This is a genomic window from Nitrobacter sp. MLSD-S21 (genome assembly GCF_058809865.1).
Genome location: NZ_JBXASZ010000008.1, coordinates 89,818 through 109,227, shown reverse-complemented (window position 1 = coordinate 109,227; position 19,410 = coordinate 89,818). Strand labels below are relative to the sequence as shown.

Genomic DNA, 19,410 nt, shown 5'->3' with positions numbered 1-19,410 from the left:
AAGCACGTAGCACAATGTCAACGCCGGATTGCGCAGAACGCACGCCCTGCCCGGTCTTAAAGCGGCTTGAGGAAAGTGGGTTCATGCAATCCTCGCAAACGACACTCGGATCGCGCGTTCACGAGACACGACGCCTTCTCTCCGGACCGACAGCCACAATTTTACCTGGCAACGTTTTTCCTGAGCCTCAGGGTCAATGTCGGTCGTCAGAATCGGTTTTGTGAACACCAGTTTTGACATTTGAACTGCCCGTGTCGTTCTGATTGCCACCCATATTTTTCATGCACATGAACATCATGATTGCACACGGCAGCAAGAACAGCAGTGGCAGCAGTTTTCCAGTGCTCTGCGTGCCGAACGCGCCACCGAACACAAGGATCGCACCGACGAAAGCGACCGCGCAGACCGCAGGCCCGGTCCATCGACTGAGCCAACCTCGCTTTCTGCCGGCCGCCGGAGAGCCGGAAGATCGGGTCGTCAGATTTCTATTCAGTTCCATTGTTTCATCTCCTTTCAAGAGGACAATGTAATCTCTCCAACAATTGGAAGGTCAGGGTGCTGGTTCTCGGCCTCGACGCTCCATTGGACGACAACACTGGTCAGATTGAGCGGTCCTTTGCCCCCATCAAAGCATCCGTCGAAACGAGTAGTTTCTAAAGGCTACGCGCCAACCGCGGTGATCCGGCCAGAACATCGGCACCCGTCTTTGGTAGCTCCGATATTTATCACCGTACTGTTGGATCATCTGCTTCTCCTCCATTCTGGCCAGGAGCCAGTACGCGCCGACGATGATAGGAAAGGCCGTCAGTGAGAATAGCGTTGGCCAATGCACAACACTTTCGCCAAACAGCGCCAGAAAGATGCCAGCGTATTGTGGATGGCGCATCAAACTGTAAGGGCCACCCCTGGCGAGCCGCCCTCTCGCTCTCGCTCGATACACTTCACGCCAGCCGGCGATGATCAGAGCGGCTCCAAAAAAGACAACTGTGTAACCGAGAGCCATGGAAGCTGGCATTACCCACCAACTGCCCGTCAGATAAACCCAGAGATTGCCATCCCAAAGATTTCCCGCGACGTCCAGATTGAAGACTCGGGCTAATAGGTAAATCGTGAGGGGAAATCCATACATCTCGGCATAAAATGCGATGACGAATGCCTGCACGATTCCAGCGCGAGTCCACTCCCACCAGCCCTTCGGCACGACAAGGCGGTAGAAACACCACGATACGACAACGATTGAAATCGTGGCACCTCCCCAAAGTATCCTTTCGTTCATTTGTTTGCCTCGTACCGATACTTGATCGGCCAAAACGCCTGCGTCTCCTGACGCGCGCGTTTGTCTCTGCAATCGCCGCGTTTGTGGACGGCCATCCGATGGCCTCAACGCGATGCTCGACCTCGCGCTTCAATCAATGAGGTCGGAACAATAGAAACAGTGCATATCGTTTCTTTTCTCGGCTGCCGCCCGAAACGACAAAGCTATGCGCCCTCACCGCTCGGGGCCGCGTCTTTTCGCGAACCTCGATCTCTCCTCGCGCGCCTGTTATTAAGTTAGTTCGAACAGAGCGAACGCATGGTTACAGGCCGTCGTCGGATTCTTGAACATCGGCTTCAAACCCGTCATCGCAGGAACCCCCGCACTGGAGCAGCCACATGGCGTTGTCCTCTGGACTCCCAAGCAGAACCGCTGGCACATTTCCGTCGAACGAGACTATACGTCGTTACAATAGTGTGGTCTGGCCTTCACGAAGCGAGGTCGCCATGTTCCAGCGAAACCGGAAAACCGAAGCCGTCGATTTCATCATCAATCTCGCATTGGGCGGGTTTCTGGTCTTGTCGCCCTGGTTATTCGGATTCAAATCGCAACTCGGATGGCATACATCCTGGATGGCCGGCAACGCCATCAGCATAGTCGCGATCTTTTCGATCGCCGACCTTTTCGACTCCGTTTCAGTTCCGGCCTTCTTCGAATCGGAAGGATGGATCAATCTGACGATCGGTACCTGGTTGGCAATATGACGACGATACCATGGCGATGCAGGTGCATCTCGTGGTGGGGCCGTCGTCGCAACCGTTGCCGCGGTCGAACTCTGGGTGATGCATCGCCACCCCGCATAAAAGTGGCCTGATACGGCTTTGACGAATTCCAAGACAGGACGAAATTGCAAGCAGTAGTTGCGCGGGGGCCTACAATGCGGAAGGGCGTACTGTTCGGACTGGTCGTTTTGGTTTTTTCGGTCGGCGGCGCGGCGGCTGCAGATTTGACTACGAAGGTGCGCAATCCCGCGCCGGCGTTGCCGTCCTGGTGGGATACCGTCACCATAACCGGCCATGTGCAAGCGGGGATCACCTTTCAACGAGGGCCTTCCGGCGGCACTAACTTTGGCCACCTCTTCACCGATAAGGCCAATTCCTCGTTGATGAACCAGACGCTGCTGACGGTTCCCGTCCGCTCGATCCCAAAGCGAGCGGATACGATTTCGGCTTCAAGTTCCAGGCGATGTACGGCTCGGATGCACGGTACACGCACTTTCTGGGTGAGTTCGATCAGTCGATCAGCGGTCGCAATCAGTTTGACATCGTCGAGGCCCACGCTCTGTTTCATTTGCCGTGGCTCACCTCGGGCGGCGTGGATGTCAAGGTCGAACAATACGTAACCTTGGAGGTGCCGAAATTATTTACGCGCCGGACAATGCGCTCTACTCGCACTCCTACATCTTCAATTTCATTCCGTTCAAGCACACCGGGATCATGACGACTACCCATCTAACCCCCCTCCTCGATGTTTATGCTGGCGTCGACACCGACGTGAATACGACCTTCGGCAACAGGTTCGACCGCTTCAATGGCGGCGATAACAACGCGGCTGCGGCGTTCCACGGTGGGATTGGACTCAATTTGATGGACGGCGCGCTGACCGTGCTGGCGACGACCCACATGAGCCCGGAAAATCCCAATGTCTCGTCGGTCGTGCTTGCGGGTGTCAATCCGAATAGCTCTGCGTTATCTCAACGATGTGACAGTCGTCTGGAAGGCAACCGACAAGCTCACGCTCACCACCGACCTGAACTATATTCGTGAGGAAGGCTTCAATGCGGTCGGGGGCGGCGTCGCGCAATACGTCACCTATGCCCTCAACGATTGGCTCAAGATCACCGGACGCGGAGAAGTCTGGCGCAACAACAGTGGTTTTTTCGTTGCTGCATTCTCCGGCAACCTGGACTTTGTCAGGGTCGAGCATGGTAATCCGTTGGGGACGGCGATCGGCGGCAGAGCGACAACCTACGGCGCACTGCCGGTCGGACTCGCGATCAAGCCCCTCGTACCCAAAGAACTCGACGGCCTGGTTGTCAGGCCCGAAGTTCGTTACGATACTTCGTTGAACGGAACGACGCGATTCGGCGCCGGAACGAAGCGTTCGCAATTCACGTTCGGCGGCGACATCATCATCCGTTCAAAATCAGATGATTGCGACACGAGTGGTTGCGCGAAAGAGCGGATATTGAATCAGATTCTCGATCGTTAAGACCCGAGTGCGATGATCCCATCGCATTGGTTTGATGCCCTGCGCGGTGTTGCCGCATGTTCTCAAAAAGGACGCGCGTCTTTTGGTCGGGATCGCACCGAATAACAACGACGACAATGCAACCAAGCTCGATCTGCGCATTTTTAACTCCCACGATTCCTCAGCCATCCGATCCTGAATGGACCGGACATGAATGAATTCGGAAACGAAGCTGCGCCGGTTACAGGTCACGACTATGTGAGCGCGGTTGAGTTCCTCGCCGCGAAGACGGAAGTTGCGGGAAAGGAAAGACGTTGGGAGATCGGACGGAACGGTATCATTCCCGGCCGACTTCGCATCCACACCTGCATTCAACACGCCGTCCCGACTGACGCCGGATTAGCAGCTTTCGCTCGGTGCGAAGTCGGTCGGTGCGTCACCTAGAGACTAGTGGCTGTTAGGGACTGATTAACGGTAGCTTCTGAGGCTTGCGTGATGAGCGAATCACGCAAGCTGTATCCGTCCGATGTATCGGACGACGAGTGGGCATTGGTGGCGCCCTATCTGACGTTGTTGCCAGAGAGCGCCGGACAGCGGAGCTATCCGCTTCGTGAGGTCTTCAACGGGCTGGGCTACATTGTGAAGACAGGCGCGCCATGGCGATGGATGCCTAACGATTTGCCGCCGTGGGAGATCGTTTATCAGCAGGCGCAGCGCTGGCTTCGCGCGGGATGCTTTGAAGCGCTCGCGGAGGATTTGCGGGTGCTGCTGCGTCTGTCGGCCGGGCATGAAGCGCAGCCAAGGGCGGCGATCATCGACAGCCGAACCTTGCGTTCCACGCCCGAGAGCGGAGCCCGCGCCGGTTACGACGGCGCCAAGCGCAAGAAGGGATCCAAACTGCATCTGGCCGTGGATACGCTCGGCCACATGCTCGCGCTCCACGTCACGCCCGCAAGCGTTGGAGATCGAGACGCTGTCGGCCAAATGGCCCGGGATATCCAGGCCGCAACGGACGAGAGCGTCGAGATCGCTTTCGTCGATCAAGGCTACACAGGCGAACGTGCCGCGGCGGCCGCAGCCGGCCCCGGCATCGAACTGAGCGTTGTCAAACTGCCGCAAGCCAAGCGCGGCTTCGTCTTGCTGCCCAGACGCTGGGTGGTCGAGCGCACCTTCGCATGGGCGACGCGTTTCCGCCGCCTCGCCAGAGATTATGAGCGATGCGCATCGACCCTCGCCGATATCTACATCATCGCATTCGTCTGCATCATGCTCAAAAACGCAGCTCAACTCGCCGCAAATTCCTAACAGCCTCTAGTCGCCTGACTTGGTCTGTGAGATGGAAGATGGTGTTAACGTAGGTCGGTTCTTTGACGGACAGAGACATTGCGAATCCGCAACCCCCGCGCAGTCAGATGCAAGCTATACTCGCATCTGACTTTTCGAAGTCCGGAACGGTTTGATCAATGGACGCATTTCCATTCGACCCCCACTTCGCGATTGGGCATGGCTTTCGCGCCGCGCGGACCTCACGATCTCGTGAGCGTGTAACCGTGGGCATTCTTCATTCGAATTCAAAGAGGGAGAAATGACGAAGGAGTCCGACCTCAAAGCGCTCATGACGGCGAGTCTCCAAGGCGACTCCAACGCGCATCGATCGCTGCTGACGGCTTTGAGCGGACATCTGCGGAGCTACTACAAGAGCAGACTTTTGCGACCTGGACGCCCGGCAGAGGAAACTGAAGACCTCGTGCAGGAGGCCCTAATTGTCATCCATACGCAGCGGCATACTTACGATCCGGAGCAGCCGCTGACGCCTTGGGTTTACGCCATTGCACGCTACAAGCTTATCGACCATTTGCGGCGCACCAGGACCACGACGGCGGACGTGCCCTTGGAAAACGCCGAATACATCCTGGCATCCGACGACAACGCCGCCGCCGAAAGCCAACTCGATCTCGCCAAGCTCTTTGAAAGGTTACCGGAACGAATGAGACTTTCGCTCCAATACGTGAAGCTCGACGGCCTGAGCGTGGCCGAGGCCGCCGATCGTAGCGGGATGTCGCCATCCGCCGTCAAGGTCAACATTCACCGTGGGCTGAAGATCCTCACCGCATTGATTGCACGGGAGACCAAAGCGTGAAAACCAATGAATTGATTTCCATGCTCAGTTCGCAGGTCGACCCGGTCGATACGCGGGAAGTTGTCCGGAACGTCCGGATTGCAATCTTGGTTGGCGCAGCGGCGTCCCTGTTGGCGGTCGTCTTTGTTTTCGGCGTTCGCACTGACCTTAACGAAATACATGCCCAGGTCTTCTTGATCGCGAAACTCGCCTTCAGCTTGTCGGTCGTGATTTTGGCCTCGCATTACCTGGTCAAGTACATCCGTCCCGGCGGCGAATTTCGGGTCCGGTTCGCCCTCACTGTCCTACCATTTCTCGCGATCATGATCATCGCGGCCATCAGCCTGGCCACGGCACCGCGGTCGCACTGGGAAACCATCGTGTTCGGCAGCTATTGGCTTGAGTGTCTGATCGCCATCCCAACGGTCGCGGTCGTGCCGTTCGCCGCCGTCATGTCGGCGATCCGCCTTGCCGCGCCTACGGACCTGGTCCGCACCGGCGCGCTTGCAGGACTCGTCGCGGGCGGCGTCAGTGCAACCGCCTACGCTTTGCATTGCATGGATGACCTGTTTCCCTTCATTGCGCTCTGGTACGGTGGCACAATCGTTTTATGTACGGTCGCCGGCGCCGTACTCGGGCCCAAATTGCTGCATTGGTAAACCGACTGACCACCCGCCAGATCGCGGAACTCGCGAATGAAGGCGCGAATCCGACCCGCGGAAACCTTCGACAAGATCGGCCGCGTGTTTGGAGATTCCAGCTTGGCTTCATCTCGAGACGAAAAGCCGTGCCATCGGCGGACGTAAGTGCGGAAGACGATACCTGACCTCGGGTTCGTTGACGCCGATGGACTTTTCCTGTCGACCGCCTGATTTCACGAAATCGTGAGCTTGTAACCGAACATACTCTCTTTCCGAACTAACAGATGACGCTCGCTTTCCTGGTGAGCGCCCAAGCGTCGCAGTCTGCTCCAAACCGCACCGCAGCACGCGTTGACCACCGACGCGCGCCATTCTTTGAAAGGCAACCAAATGAAGATCACCACTCTCATCCCGCTCGCATTGATTGCGTCGTTAGCGGCTTCCGCCGCCGTCCAGGCGGACGAAACGTCCACGCCACCGAAGACGCCGACGGAAACCAATCAACCCATGATGAGCAACGGCTCACAAGGCATGCAGGAAATGATGGGCATGATGCGTCAAATGAAGCAGATGATGGAAAGCTGCAATCAAATGATGGAGGCCAGCAACGAGCGTCACGACAAGCAAAATGCACCGAAACAATAAAGACCGTCACGGCTGAAACAGCCACCGTCCGATCATCATGCCGATCGATGAACTTTGCGCATTCGGAAGGGCGTCCATGAATCGTGCGGCTCGGCATCAATCGGCTTTCGGGACATCGAACGACCACTCAAGTGGGTTTTTCACATCGGCGTGAGCCTGTAACCGGTCCGCCGTCCGGTGCGAACTAATCGGTGGTTCGTCTGCAAGTAGGATCTTCGACCGGTGGACTGATGTGCCCGGCTGAGCACGGCTCGGTCGGGTACGGAGGGATCGCCAGAAACGGGCGACCCACTTGCGATCGCTTCCCAGACTGACATCGGTTCTGCCGGAAAGACATAATCCGGTTCAGTTGCGGCAGTCCGCAGCAGCGCCAGGGGTACACCGATGGATAAGTTGACTGAACACCGTCCATTCGAGGATGGACGCGTGGGGCCCCGCGCCCGAACCGGAAGATCTACCGCGAGACGGATCGTTCTCGTTGCGTTTGCTACAAGCGCACTCGTCGCAATGCTGGGAGTTGGCTATCGACTCGGCCACTCCAATCAAACGTTGCCCGACTGGGTCCCGCTTCGTGTCGCAGCCCTCCTCGGATCACAGCCCGCCAAGCCTACGGCAACCGGTCCGGTCATTTACTACCGCGATCCCGACGGCAAACTGCTCTATTCAACCGATGCCAAGACAACGCCGGACGGGCGTCCGTATACCGCAGTCCATGCCAGCGAAGACGTCAGCTTCGACAATTTTCCAGAAAGTGCGGCGCCAGCCCAGGACGCCAACTCCGGAGCCAAACGAATTCTCTTCTATCGCAATCCGATGGGCCTGCCCGACACCTCTCCCGTCCCGAAAAAGGATTCGATGGGGATGGATTACATTCCGGTCTACGAAGGCGAGGATGCCGCCTCAACAATCCAGATTTCACCGGGCAAGCTGCAGCGCACCGGTGTGCGCTCCGAGCCCGCCGCTCTGCGCACCGTGACGCGGCCGATCCGCGCGCCCGGAACGATCAAGCTCGATGAGCGGCGCGTGGCTGTGATTTCCTTGCGGGCCCAGTCATTCATCGAAAGCGTCGAGAACGTCACGACAGGCGATCATGTCACTAAGGGACAACCCTTGTTCAAGCTTTATTCGCCTGACATTGCATCGGCGAGCGCCCAGTATCTGTCCACTGTCGGGGACAGTGCGCGCGTGGCCAATCTGGTGGGACGCAAACAACTGCTCGACGGCGCGCGGCGACGGCTCGAGAATCTGGCGGTGCCCGCCGACGTAATCGCCGACATCGATCGTACCAAAACGGTCCCGCTGACCATCACCTGGACGGCCCCGCGCGACGGCGTGATTCTGGAGCGAACCGCCGTCGAGGGCATGCGGGCGATGTTGGGCGACGTGTTGTTTCGGCTGGCCGATACCTCCGTGATCTGGGTGATCGCCGACGTCGCCGAACAGGATATCGACGTAGTGAAGGTCGGCTCGGCGGCAACCATCAAGGTCCGCAGCCTGCCGGGGCGTGAATTCAAGGGATCCGTCGCCTTGATCTATCCCCAGGTGAATACCGAGACGCGCACCACCAAGGTACGTATCGAACTACCCAATCCGGACGACGTGCTTCTTCCCGACATGTTTGCCGATGTTGAAATTGCGTTCGGTGCGGAAAAGTCCGTGATCGCGGTACCCAACGGCGCGGTGATCGATACCGGAGCGCGGCAGATCGTCTTCATCGACAAAGGTGAAGGCCGGTTCGAGCCGCGTGAAGTCAAGCTCGGCACGCACGGCGAAGACTACACTGAGATCCGCGAAGGCGTCGGGGAAGGCGAGCTCGTCGTTGTTGCCGCCAACTTCCTGATCGATGCCGAAAGCAACCTGAAATCCGCGTTGCGGGCGTTTAGGGACGGAGAGAAGGCCAAATGATCGCCCGCCTGATCGCATGGTCGGCGCGGAATCTGATTTTGGTCCTGATCGGGACGGTGTTCGCGGTCACGGCGGGCATCTACGCATTGCGCACCCTGCCGCTCGACGCCATCCCCGATCTCTCCGACGTGCAGGTCATCGTCTACACCGAATATCCCGGACAAGCGCCCCAGGTCGTCGAGGATCAGGTGACCTATCCGTTGACCACGGCGATGCTGACGGTTCCGAAATCGAAGGTCGTGCGCGGCTTCTCGTTCTTCGGCGTGTCCTTCGTCTACGTCATCTTCGAAGACGGCACGGATCCCTACTGGGCGCGAAGCCGCGTGCTGGAATATCTCAACACCGCTGCGCGACGATTGCCCACGGGGGTCACGCCAAGCCTTGGGCCCGATGCCACCGGTGTCGGCTGGGTCTACCAGTACGCCGTCGTGGCCAAGAACATGACCCTCGCCGAACTCCGCTCGGTGCAGGACTGGATTGTGCGGTACGGCATTTCCAAAGCCGGAGGCGTTGCGGAAGTGGCCAGCGTCGGCGGCTTCGTCAAGCAGTACAACATCGTCGTCAATCCGCAGAAATTGCGCGCCCAAGGAATCTCGCTGGACAAGCTCCGCAGTGCCGTCCGGGCGAGCAACACGGACGTCGGCGGACGCACCGTGGAGCTGTCCGAGTTTGAATTCGTCGTCCGCGGCCGCGGCTATCTCAGGGGCATCGAGGACATCGAGAACATCGTTCTGAAGACCGACGCGGGGGCTCCGCTTCGATTGCGGGACGTTGCTCGCGTCGAACTCGGTCCGGACGAGCGGCGAGGAATTACCGAACTCAACGGCGACGGCGAGGTCGTCAGCGGCATCGCGCTGCAGCGGTTCGGCGCCAACGCCCTCACCGTTATCGACAACGTCAAGGCGCGCCTCGCGGAGATCGCATCGAGCCTGCCCAAAGGCGTCGAGATCATCTCAGTCTATGATCGCTCCGAACTGATCAAGGCGGCCATCGAGACCCTCAAGGGCACCCTGCTCGAAGAGAGCATCATCGTTGCCTTCGTCTGTTTCATCTTCTTGCTTCATCTGCGCAGCGCCCTCGTCGCCATACTGATGCTCCCCGTCGGCATCCTGATGGCCTTCGCCGCCATGAAATTCATGGGGCTCGGCGCCAACATCATGAGCCTTGGCGGCATCGCCATCGCGGTCGGCGCCATGATCGACGCGGCGATCGTCATGATCGAAAATGCGCACAAGCACCTGGAGCGCGCGAAGCCAGGGACACCACGGAGGCAGACCTTGATCAATGCGGCGAGCGAGGTTGGACCGTCGCTGTTCTTCAGTTTGCTGGTGATCACCGTCTCGTTCTTGCCGATCTTTACCCTGGAGGCGCAGGAAGGACGCATGTTCGGGCCGCTCGCCTACACCAAAACATTCTCGATGGCCGCGGCCGCCCTGCTCTCGATCACGCTTGTGCCTGCCCTGATGGTCATCTTCGTCCGCGGGCGCATTATCTCAGAACACAAGAACCCCGTGAACCGGTTCCTGATCTGGGTATATCGACCGGTGATCCGGTGGGTTCTTAACACCAAGACATTAACGATCATGTTTGCGCTTGTGGCGCTTGCGGTGACGATCTGGCCTGCCCGCCAGCTCGGCAGCGAGTTCATGCCGAGCCTCAATGAAGGCACGTTGATGTACATGCCGACGACGCTGCCCGGCCTGTCCATCACCAAAGCGGCGGAGCTGTTGCAAACTCAGGATCGCATCATCAAGTCGTTCCCCGAAGTCTCATCGGTCTATGGCAAAGCGGGCCGCGCCTCGACCGCGACCGATCCGGCGCCGACCGAGATGTTCGAGACCATCATCAATTTGAAGCCAAAATCAGAATGGCGGTCCGGCGTGACGATCGACAACCTCAAGGCCGAGATGGACAAGGCGCTCCAGTTTCCGGGCGTCTCGAACGCCTGGACGATGCCGATCCGCGCCCGCATCGACATGCTGTCGACCGGAATCCGTACCCCCATCGGGATCAAGATTTTCGGCCAGGATCTTGGGGAAATGGAGCAGATCGCCCGCGAAGTCGAACGGGTGGTTAGATCCGTGCCCGGCACCTCAAGCGCCTACGCGGAGCGCGTGATTGGCGGATACTATTTGGAGATCATCCCCGATCGTTTGGCGTTGGGCCGCTACGGACTCACGATCAGCGATATCCAGGACGTGATCTCCATGGCACTCGGCGGAGAAACGGTCACGACAACGGTCGAAGGCCGGGAGCGTTATGCCGTCAATATCCGGTATCCGCGCGCGCTCCGCTCCAGCCCGCAAACGATCAGCACCGATGTCCAGGTGCCGTTAGCGTCCGGCGGGAGCGTCCCGCTCGGCCAGGTCGCCAGCGTGAAATTGACCCGCGGCGCCACGTCAATTCGCACCGAGAACGGCCAACTCGCGGTTTACATCTACGTCGACATTACCGGTCGCGACCTCGGGGGCTACGTCGCCGAGGCGCAGCAGGCGGTCGCGCAGAAGGTCACGTTTCCGCCGGGATATTACGTGTCCTGGAGCGGACAGTTCGAGTATCTGCAGCGCGCCGAGGCGCGGCTCAAGATCGTCGTCCCGGTCACCTTGCTGATCATCTTTTTATTGCTCTACCTGAATTTTCAAAAGCTGGCCGAAACCTTGATCGTGATGCTGTCGCTGCCGTTCTCGCTGGTCGGCGGCATCTGGCTGATGTGGTGGCTCGGATTCAACATGTCGGTCGCCGTCGCCGTCGGCTTCATCGCGCTGGCCGGCGTCGCGGCCGAGACCGGCGTCGTCATGCTGATCTACCTCGAACAGGCCATGGCCGAATTGAAGGCTGAACGCGCGGCCACGGGCGAGCCTTTCACGCGCGCCGATCTTTACAAGGCGATCATGGTCGGCGCGGTGGACCGGGTGCGGCCCAAGATGATGACCGTGGTCGCGATCATGGCGGGCCTGGTGCCGATTCTCTGGAGCACGGGAACCGGCTCGGAGGTCATGCAGCGAATTGCCGTGCCGATGATCGGCGGCATGGTTTCGTCGACGGTACTGACGCTCGTTGTCATTCCCGCGATCTTCGCGGTGGTCAAAGGAATCGGATTGCCCGACTCGCCGTGGGACCGGGAAGAGAAAGACGGCAAGCATCGGAATTTGACGCCGACGTTCGACCTGCATCGTGCGGAGAACGTGCAGTGACGCCGAGCGGCCACACAAGGATTGCGGGTCGGAAACGGCGGCTGTGGCGCGAGGGCGATTTAGCCCCTCCCGTTCAATCGTTCATCACCCAGCCATCCACGCCCGCCGTGGTATTGCCAACCATCATGCCAAACAGGAGAATATCTATGCACTTTGTCGATAACTATCGCCGGGCCCAGCGTGCCGGAGTTCTTGCTGCCACGCTGCTCGGCGCGGCATTGACGCTGCAGGCGGGCACCGCGCTCGCTCAGGGAGGCGCGGACATGTCCGACATGAAGGACATGAAGAAGGTGCCGCCAATGAGCGAGAAGAAGGCTGCGAAGACGGCGACCGCGTCCGGTACTGTTACGGCGCTGAACGCGGCGGATCACAAGATCACCTTCGATCACGGTCCAATTCCCGCCATCAACTGGCCCGCCATGAAGATGGAGTTCGCCGTTGCGCCGTCCGTCGATCTCGCCAAGGTGAAGACTGGCGACAAGGTCAATTTCACCCTGAGCAGCTCCGGCGGCACCTATACCGTCCAGTCGATCACGCCGGCGCCTTGACGCACGCGGCGAACGGAATCTGATCGTACACGTGCCCTGGCCGCAAAAGAGGAGACGTAATCGAGAAACCGCGGCCATGGCTGCGGTGCTTCGATCAGAGGCAGCAAATTGTGACAATCGCATGAAGCCAGGAACGACGCTGGGGCTGGAAAGCCCAAAGTGAATATTTGGCAAATGACTGCCTGGACAGGCGTGCCTCCAATTCAACTTTCAGAAATGCCTGTCGGGTAAGGTTTGAGGGCGCTCGGTCGTCGCCTTTCCGATGAGAAAAGTCGGCGACCCGCTTCCGATCCGGTCTCTTAGCCTCGCTCGGTTCCCCGCAGGACTCATACCGTTGGCGCGTTCCTTGCTGATGATTGAAACTGCAGTTCATGTCGTAACAATCCGGCACATGACGCCGTTCTTCAAATAGGTGGGAAGATGGCACTAACCCGACTCGGAGACATTCTTGATCCGAAACAGAACAACTTTACCCTATTACGTCTACTGGCCGCCTCGGCCGTCGTCATTTCTCATGCCGTCTTCTTACACTCTGGTCACAAGGCCGATGAAATCCTTTCCAGCATTACCTACTTCAATCTCGGTGATCACGCCGTCAATGTGTTTTTCGTTCTATCCGGCTTAACGGTTGCCGGAAGTCTCGCTAAATCGCCCTCTACCACTGAGTTTATGGTTGCGCGCGGTCTCAGAATATTTCCTGCACTCGGAGCCTGCGCACTTCTCCTGGTCCTCGTAGGAGCGATCATTACGACTTGCACACTGACGCAATTCCTTTCGGACACCCGTGTTTGGCGATACGGCGTGAGCACCCTGCTTCTGAGCTCCGCGGCCACCGGATTGCCCGGCGTGTTCGACGGAAACCCTCATCCTTCCGTGATGAATGCGTCAATCTGGACACTGAAGTATGAAGCCGCATGCTATTTGTTACTCGCATTTGTCGCGTGGTTTGGATTTGTAACCAAACGTCGGTTTACTTGGCTGTTCGGCCCCTCTTGGACCATTGCGGGAGGAATTCTGCTCGTTCGTTTTGGACACGACACAACCCCACTCGATCAAACGGCGCGCTTTTTGTTGTGTTTTTCTCTAGGCGTCGGATTTTATGTTTTCCGGAACCAGATCGTTTTGTCTATCTTCGGCGTGGCCGCAGTATCCGTTTTGTTTTGGTTCACGATTGGATCTCCTCTCGAGCGCATCGTTTCGCTTTTTGCGACAGGGTACGCAATTGTCTGGCTTGGCAAGCTTCGCACCGGTCATCTGCGCAGTCTCACCAATCGCATCGATCTTTCCTATGGCATTTACATATTCGGCTGGCCAATCACACAAACATTGATGTTAGTGCAACCAAGCATCAGCGTTTGGTCGCTAACACTGCTTTCGCTTGTGTTGGCCATCGCTGTCGCGCTTCCATCGTGGCTGTTAATTGAGCGGCCTGCCATGCGCGCGCGCAAAACCATCTCGGTCTCGATTGAAGCGCGGATTGACCGTCTGCGTCAGCGATTCAAATCAAAATACATGCATGAGATGGCACAACATACAAGGTCAATGCAGCCAAGTACCGACCAGTAGGTCAGCTGGGTTTTTGACTGCTCCCACCACTTCAGCCGACGGGACGCATGCCTTAGAATTCCATGTCCGCGCGCCGACCGTTCGGGCCGAACAAAATGACAGCATACTTTTCGGGCATGCCGCCCTTCTTGCCGGGCGACCCCACTGGCTTCCTGGAACCGCCACGCCTGTCGCAAGGGGGCGCTCTTTCAATAGGCGCTGAATGGCCGGCGCCGGAACGTGTTCCTCGATCACGTGCCCGCCCGCCTCGGCGGTATGGCATGCGACGAGATCCGTCGGGACGCTCAAGCGCTTTCGAACGTCCTGAAGGTTTCTCTCTTCTTGAACCGCGACGCCGAACCCGCAGCTTCCAGATGCCGCACCCACTCCGAGCAGCAACCGCAACGCAGATTTTTGTGAACACGAATGGCGGGGGTCTGAGCAGCCTCGGAAACCGTCGAAGCGTTCAACGCCGCCGCGACAGTTCCCAGTGCACTCCGCCGCGATAAATTACCTGTGTTCATCTTGAACCTCCTTCCAAACCGGTCATCCCTTTGCGCGATTCCATTGTCACTGCCCCGCGGCCGGCTGCATTGTGCCGAGAATGCTGACTGCCAGGAGAACCATCTATCCCAAGACCTGCTCCCCGAGCACATTGGTGGACCGGAATATCCTGGGATTTTGCAAGAGCTTCAGCGGCTTTATCGTTGGCGGCGGCTTGCTCAGCAGGATCACCTGAAAGTGCCGCACGTACAGAGGAGGCTGCCGCATCACGGAGTGCAGCAGGATCTTGACCACCAGATGTGCTTCGAATCTGATTCTCGATCCTCGCCATCGGATCGTTCATATTATTCAACGAGGGAGCAGCAGTCTGCACGGCGGTTTGGACTGAACTGCCGATCGCATTTCCGGCTCCGCTCAACGCACTCGACATAGTGCTAAGCGAACCACCAATAAGACCGCTCGCTGCCGACGATAGCTGATCAGGATGTCCGCGCCCTCTCGCGCATATGCGATGGCCACGGCCCGGCCGATGCCGCTGTCCCTCCGGCACCGCCGCCCGCCCGGTGAGCTTGTCGCAGCCCCGATAGCTGTCCTCGCCGTGGTCGGCCTGGGGCGTCATTTTGGCTTCAGTGCCGGGCGGCTCTATCTGATCCTGATCGGACTGGCTCTCGGCGCTCCTTCTCCGGAACGCAACAAGCGCGTCGCTCGCGGGAGGTTCCAATTCCTCGGCAGATACGCGATGGAGCGCGAAGTGGCCTATCAGTAACCGCGACCCGCGCCCGCTGACAATTCCGTTTTACCGGAACGATAGTGCTGCGGACGGCTTATTGCTGCTCCAACAGGGCGTGATTTTTTATGGTGGATCGTAACGCCGGCACGGAAGCTGAGGATGCACTTCAAACCGCGGCAGGCCAAGTCAAGGACGCCGCACGAAGCATGGCTGACAATGTGACGACCGCGAGCTCAGCGGCTTACGATCAGGGCTCCGAGCTTGTCGCCAAAGCCCCCGGAAGTGCCCTTATCATGGCTGGAATTGTCGGCTTCGCGCTGGGCGTGATCTTGACCAAAGGGTCTCAGTCGCCGCGCAACAGTCTTCGACAATACTACGATCGATACAGCCGTTAGATCTAGCCGGGCGTATGACCTGTGCTCGGGAGGTTGGTTCAGGAGATGTACGCACTGTTTGATGGCAACAGGCAAATCGGACAGCCATTCCCGACCGAAATGGAGGTCTGGGAAAATGCTGTGAAAGAAGGCTTGGTAAAAGACATCCCCGTTGCTGACGAAGCGGGCGATCAGGTCCTCCCCAAGGGATATCGCGCTGAGAAAACGTAGACGCGCTTTCGATCAACCAAATAGTTTCCATGAGCGATCCAGGAACGCTTTGGCCTGCTGACGCCGTGCCGCCATCCGATCGGCAAGATCTCGGGAACGCGGGGCATTAACTGCGCTAGCTTTGCCGGCGAAAAATGCCGCGAGTGCTCCGAGCATCAGCGCGAGCGCACCGAAAAGCGCCCCGCGCGATAAGGTTTTAGCTGTTGCATCGGCGGCTTGCTTGGCTTGCTCCTTTGCCTTCGCCACAGTGTCCTTGTACTGCCGCTGATACTGAGCAACTTGCGAATGCCTTGGTTGCGCAGCCTTGCGGACGACCTCGCTCGTTAATCCTTCGGCCGCATCCGTTCGAATCCTGCCCATCGACGGAACGAGGCAGAACCGGTTCGCCGCGAGCATTCCACCTGACAGGGCATAGCAATCGCGAGCACAAACCAGACGATCAAAAAGTAGTCATAAGGAAGGGCAATCATGAAGACCTCGCTGAAGCCCTGTGCAACTGATTCGCGTCGCCGCAGGCTTATTTCTGGCGGCGGCCAAACGGGTAGGCAAGCGGTGCACGAGCAAACTGGCGACGCTGACGCTACCCAGTCTTCCCAATCTATGTTTGGAAACGCAGCTGGTAGATTCTTCGCCCGTCGAAGGAACGTTGATTGATTGCGAAGGTTGCCCGGTGGGCCGTTGGGGTGCCGCTCGCATTTTGGAGTAAACAATGAACAACACACGGCATATGCACCATCACGGTATTCGCCACACTGATGGCCTCACTTATCAATCGTTTGACGAGTATCAGTTGTTCGTCGGCAATGATCGTTCCAATCACGATCGGGAATCGCACGCGGCGATGGACATCGCCTTTGGTCGTGCCGGCAATGATCATTTGTCCGGCGGCGGCATGGGCGACGACCTCATGGGGGGTGCAGGGAATGACCAGTTGGCCGGATCTGCTGGAGCGGATCACCTTGTCGGTGGTTCCGGCAATGATCGGCTAACGGGGGGGAGCGAAGCCGACACCCTGATGGGGGAGGACGGCAATGACTATCTCAACGAGGGCGCCGGTCACGGCGATATCGATGGCGGCCTCGGGAACGACATCCTCGTTGGCGGCCTCGGAGCCGATGCATTCATGATTGCGCCGGACAGCGGTCACGACATCATCAAGGATTTCGTGGCCGGACCCGGCATATTCGACCACCTTGCCGTGATGGACATCGAACCCGAGCAGCTTCGGTTGCACGATACGGCAGCCGGCGTTCTCATCGGCTGGAATACCGACAAAGGAGATGGGTCGGTCCTGCTGGAGGGCGTTTACAAGGACGACCTTTACCAGAACGACTTCATGTTCGCTGACGACCGGCACCTCATAAACCCCACTGATCCGACAGCCGATCGGGTCACGGCAGAGCATTTCGTGAAAGATGGAGGGAACGAGGCATCTCCGGCTACTCCCGGCCAAACCGCCGCACAGTTTCAGACCTCATTCGATGACAATCACGTTGCCTTCGGCACCGACGCTCAGAGCGACACGTTGCAAGCGACCGACAAGAACGACTTCTACTTTGGACTCGGAGGTGATGACCAACTTCATGGCGGCGATGGCCGGGACCATCTCGCTGGCGATGCGGGAAATGATCTACTCGACGGAGGCAATGCCCAGGATGATCTTCGCGGCGGCGCCGGCGACGATAAGCTCTACGGCGGGCTCATGAACGACAATCTGATGGGTGAGGACGGCAAGGACTATCTGAGTGCCGGCGCCGGGCACGACATGCTCGACGGAGGTCCCGGAAACGACGTCTACAATGGCGGCGACGGAGCCGACGCTTTCATTGTCGCGCACGGAAGCGGCAATGATGTCGTTGTCGGCGGTTTCGATGCTGGCCCAGGTGCTTTTGATCACATCGCATTCAGCGACGTCTTGCCTAACGAAGTGACGGTGGCGGACTCCTTCTCCACGCACGGTGATGATCACACCGGCGTTCTCGTCAGTTGGGGGGACGGCTCCCTCTTTCTTGAAGATCTTACGAAAGCACAGATGACGCAGGACGATTTCATGTTCAACGCCGTGGAAGGCGGTGCGTTCGTGCCCGATCCGCAAATCAGTACCGGAGGAAGCAGTCCGATCTTCCAAGGCCCGCATCCCGAGTGGCAGATGGCATGAGTGGCGGCGCATTTGCCGTAGCTTTGGAACATTGTGGTGAGGCGCGAGCATGACACTCCGAGCGGAGTCACGCCTCGACGGTTCGTCCCGCACAACTCCGATCGGATATACGACCGGAATTGGCGCACTTATTGCAGTGGGCCTGCTGAGTGCACTTGTCAGTCTCCTCTATTTGACTGGTTCGCTCTTTATGCTCGAAGTCTACGATCGGGTGTTACCCAGCCGTAGTTTGCCGACGTTGGCCGGGCTAGGTGTCCTCGTGCTCGGCCTTTATGTCTTTCAGGGATTCTTCGGATTTGGTAATCGATGCCGCTCGCGGAGCTGGAGTCCACGACTCATTTGTTCTGCTTGATGGTTATGATACGCAGATCGGAGACGGTGGAGCCTCACTCTCGGCGGGACAGCGACAGCGCATAGCACTTGCCCGGGCCCTTTACCGCCAGCCATTCTTCATCGTTCTCGACGAACCCAACTCTTCTTCCCGGAATGCCTGCCGACGTTTACGCCCAGACCAGTTCACGAACAGTGTTATCATACTTGATAAAGCCTGTGACAGACCAGATTGCACGCGCTTTCAGGGAGGATTAAAGCAGGCAATCAGGCCCACCACAAGAAACGGTGGTCCGCAGGCATTCCGCTCTCTGAGCGTGGTTGCGGCTGAGCGCTGACATTTTGTTGCACAGGTGAACTTTCCATCCAACGCCGCATTGACGGTCATCGTCCGCCGCAACTGGAGAACGGCAATGCAAGCTCAGCAAATGATCAGCACTCACCCTGACGCGCGTGCGCGCCCCAATGACGCCCTGATCCGTTGTATCGAGGAATGTTACTCTTGTGCCCAGACCTGCACGTCTTGTGCGGATGCGTGCCTCGCGGAGCCCAAGGTGCGTGACCTAACGCAGTGCATACGAATGAACCTGGACTGCGCCGACATCTGCAACATCACCGGACGCATCGCGACAAGGCGAACCGGGTCCGATGAAGAAATCATCAGGCGGATGCTCGACGCCTGCGGTGCAGCGTGCCGACTCTGCGGCGATGAATGCCAACGACATGCCAGCATGCACGAACATTGCCGTGTTTGCGCCGATGCCTGTCAGCGCTGCATGCGGACCTGCGAAGAGGCCGGTCACAGCATGGCACACTGAGTGGCTGGGATCGGCGCCTTAGCTCGAATTTGCTGCTCGCCAGTGCCGCGCGTGGCGCAATGACGGCAAGAGAGGTATGAATCGCGGGCACAAAGTGTAGCAGAAAGGCTTCTCGACGTTGATCGCGCTTCGTGCAGGCGGCAACTTCATGACGCCTCTTCCT

21 protein-coding genes and 3 pseudogenes are annotated in these 19,410 nt (G+C 58.4%); 17 read left to right on the top strand and 7 right to left on the bottom strand.

The features are described 5' to 3' along the window. Nucleotides 1-193: 193 nt before the first annotated feature. Together AC1RT6_RS18220 and AC1RT6_RS18215 are read right to left on the bottom strand one after the other, a co-directional pair. Nucleotides 194-517, bottom strand: a complete 324-nt coding sequence (locus AC1RT6_RS18220) for a hypothetical protein (RefSeq protein WP_493029572.1) — start codon at nt 515-517, stop codon at nt 194-196. A 108-nt stretch (nt 518-625) separates the two neighbouring features. Continuing rightward, entirely contained in the window at nt 626-1,276 is a 651-nt protein-coding gene (locus AC1RT6_RS18215) for a methyltransferase family protein (protein WP_472791843.1), read from the bottom strand. 485 nt (nt 1,277-1,761) lie between these two features. Here AC1RT6_RS18215 and AC1RT6_RS18210 point away from each other — a divergent pair, with 485 nt between their 5' ends. Then, a complete protein-coding gene (locus AC1RT6_RS18210; protein ID WP_472791844.1) occupies nt 1,762-2,019 on the top strand; it encodes an SPW repeat domain-containing protein in 258 nt (85 codons plus the stop codon). A gap of 334 nt (nt 2,020-2,353) precedes the next feature. On the opposite strand, the gene AC1RT6_RS18205 is transcribed toward AC1RT6_RS18210, so the two are convergent. Further along, complete coding sequence (locus AC1RT6_RS18205) at nt 2,354-2,605, bottom strand: hypothetical protein (protein WP_472791963.1); 252 nt, start codon at nt 2,603-2,605, stop codon at nt 2,354-2,356. On the opposite strand from AC1RT6_RS18205, the gene AC1RT6_RS18200 reads away from it, so the two are divergent. The 11 genes from AC1RT6_RS18200 to AC1RT6_RS18150 all read left to right on the top strand — a co-directional run bounded on the left by AC1RT6_RS18200 (nt 2,501) and on the right by AC1RT6_RS18150 (nt 14,123). Further along, nucleotides 2,501-2,755 carry a hypothetical protein gene (locus tag AC1RT6_RS18200; protein WP_472791845.1) on the top strand — a complete coding sequence of 85 codons (255 nt, stop codon included), beginning with the start codon at nt 2,501-2,503 and terminating at the stop codon, nt 2,753-2,755. The two genes, AC1RT6_RS18205 and AC1RT6_RS18200, sit on opposite strands and share 105 nt — an antisense overlap. After that, nucleotides 2,650-3,081 carry an outer membrane beta-barrel protein gene (locus AC1RT6_RS18195; protein WP_493029580.1) on the top strand — a complete coding sequence of 144 codons (432 nt, stop codon included), beginning with the start codon at nt 2,650-2,652 and terminating at the stop codon, nt 3,079-3,081. The genes AC1RT6_RS18200 and AC1RT6_RS18195 overlap by 106 nt, the downstream gene beginning before the upstream one ends. Beyond that, nucleotides 3,017-3,526, top strand: a complete 510-nt coding sequence (locus AC1RT6_RS18190) for an outer membrane beta-barrel protein (RefSeq protein ID WP_472791846.1) — start codon at nt 3,017-3,019, stop codon at nt 3,524-3,526. Before AC1RT6_RS18195 ends, AC1RT6_RS18190 begins: the two co-directional genes overlap by 65 nt. Nucleotides 3,527-4,000: 474 nt before the next feature. Continuing rightward, nucleotides 4,001-4,810, top strand: coding sequence for an IS5 family transposase (locus AC1RT6_RS18185; protein WP_472791847.1), 810 nt, complete (start codon nt 4,001-4,003; stop codon nt 4,808-4,810). Nucleotides 4,811-5,090: 280 nt separating this feature from the next. After that, the gene (locus AC1RT6_RS18180) at nt 5,091-5,645 is read left to right on the top strand and encodes a sigma-70 family RNA polymerase sigma factor (protein WP_472791848.1); all 555 of its coding nucleotides are present in this window, start codon (nt 5,091-5,093) and stop codon (nt 5,643-5,645) included. Then, complete coding sequence (locus tag AC1RT6_RS18175) at nt 5,642-6,283, top strand: NrsF family protein (protein ID WP_472791849.1); 642 nt, start codon at nt 5,642-5,644, stop codon at nt 6,281-6,283. Before AC1RT6_RS18180 ends, AC1RT6_RS18175 begins: the two co-directional genes overlap by 4 nt. Nucleotides 6,284-6,616: 333 nt before the next feature. Then, nucleotides 6,617-6,910 carry a hypothetical protein gene (locus AC1RT6_RS18170; protein WP_472791850.1) on the top strand — a complete coding sequence of 98 codons (294 nt, stop codon included), beginning with the start codon at nt 6,617-6,619 and terminating at the stop codon, nt 6,908-6,910. A gap of 384 nt (nt 6,911-7,294) precedes the next feature. Further along, on the top strand, nt 7,295-8,815 hold the full coding sequence (locus AC1RT6_RS18165) for an efflux RND transporter periplasmic adaptor subunit (protein WP_472791851.1): 1,521 nt from the start codon (nt 7,295-7,297) through the stop codon (nt 8,813-8,815). Next, the gene (locus tag AC1RT6_RS18160; protein WP_472791852.1) at nt 8,812-12,009 is read left to right on the top strand and encodes an efflux RND transporter permease subunit; all 3,198 of its coding nucleotides are present in this window, start codon (nt 8,812-8,814) and stop codon (nt 12,007-12,009) included. Before AC1RT6_RS18165 ends, AC1RT6_RS18160 begins: the two co-directional genes overlap by 4 nt. A gap of 146 nt (nt 12,010-12,155) precedes the next feature. After that, nucleotides 12,156-12,557: a copper-binding protein gene (locus AC1RT6_RS18155; RefSeq protein ID WP_472791853.1), complete on the top strand. Its 402-nt coding sequence runs from the start codon at nt 12,156-12,158 to the stop codon at nt 12,555-12,557. A gap of 420 nt (nt 12,558-12,977) precedes the next feature. Beyond that, complete coding sequence (locus AC1RT6_RS18150) at nt 12,978-14,123, top strand: acyltransferase family protein (RefSeq protein ID WP_472791854.1); 1,146 nt, start codon at nt 12,978-12,980, stop codon at nt 14,121-14,123. A 52-nt stretch (nt 14,124-14,175) separates the two neighbouring features. On the opposite strand, the pseudogene AC1RT6_RS18145 reads toward AC1RT6_RS18150, so the two are convergent. The 3 genes and pseudogenes from AC1RT6_RS18145 to AC1RT6_RS18135 form a co-directional block, all read right to left on the bottom strand. Further along, a pseudogene (locus AC1RT6_RS18145) lies at nt 14,176-14,626 on the bottom strand (DUF411 domain-containing protein). 103 nt (nt 14,627-14,729) lie between these two features. Then, nucleotides 14,730-14,900, bottom strand: a complete 171-nt coding sequence (locus AC1RT6_RS18140) for a hypothetical protein (protein WP_472791855.1) — start codon at nt 14,898-14,900, stop codon at nt 14,730-14,732. Between the two features lie 177 nt (nt 14,901-15,077). Further along, nucleotides 15,078-15,225 (bottom strand): annotated as a pseudogene (locus AC1RT6_RS18135) (NAD(P)-dependent oxidoreductase); the annotation flags it as partial. Between the two features lie 236 nt (nt 15,226-15,461). On the opposite strand from AC1RT6_RS18135, the gene AC1RT6_RS18130 reads away from it, so the two are divergent. Continuing rightward, on the top strand, nt 15,462-15,731 hold the full coding sequence (locus AC1RT6_RS18130) for a hypothetical protein (protein WP_472791856.1): 270 nt from the start codon (nt 15,462-15,464) through the stop codon (nt 15,729-15,731). Nucleotides 15,732-15,776: 45 nt separating this feature from the next. Next, nucleotides 15,777-15,941 (top strand): hypothetical protein, encoded by a 165-nt coding sequence (locus AC1RT6_RS18125; protein ID WP_472791857.1) that lies wholly within the window; start codon nt 15,777-15,779, stop codon nt 15,939-15,941. 12 nt (nt 15,942-15,953) lie between these two features. On the opposite strand, the gene AC1RT6_RS18120 is transcribed toward AC1RT6_RS18125, so the two are convergent. After that, entirely contained in the window at nt 15,954-16,301 is a 348-nt protein-coding gene (locus AC1RT6_RS18120) for a hypothetical protein (RefSeq protein ID WP_493029571.1), read from the bottom strand. A gap of 349 nt (nt 16,302-16,650) precedes the next feature. Here AC1RT6_RS18120 and AC1RT6_RS18115 point away from each other — a divergent pair, with 349 nt between their 5' ends. From AC1RT6_RS18115 to AC1RT6_RS18105, 3 genes and pseudogenes are all read left to right on the top strand, one after another. Then, complete coding sequence (locus AC1RT6_RS18115) at nt 16,651-18,099, top strand: calcium-binding protein (protein ID WP_493029570.1); 1,449 nt, start codon at nt 16,651-16,653, stop codon at nt 18,097-18,099. 299 nt (nt 18,100-18,398) lie between these two features. After that, nucleotides 18,399-18,578 (top strand): annotated as a pseudogene (locus AC1RT6_RS18110) (ATP-binding cassette domain-containing protein); the annotation flags it as partial. 264 nt (nt 18,579-18,842) lie between these two features. Further along, entirely contained in the window at nt 18,843-19,247 is a 405-nt protein-coding gene (locus AC1RT6_RS18105; RefSeq protein ID WP_472791960.1) for a four-helix bundle copper-binding protein, read from the top strand. Nucleotides 19,248-19,410: the final 163 nt, after the last annotated feature.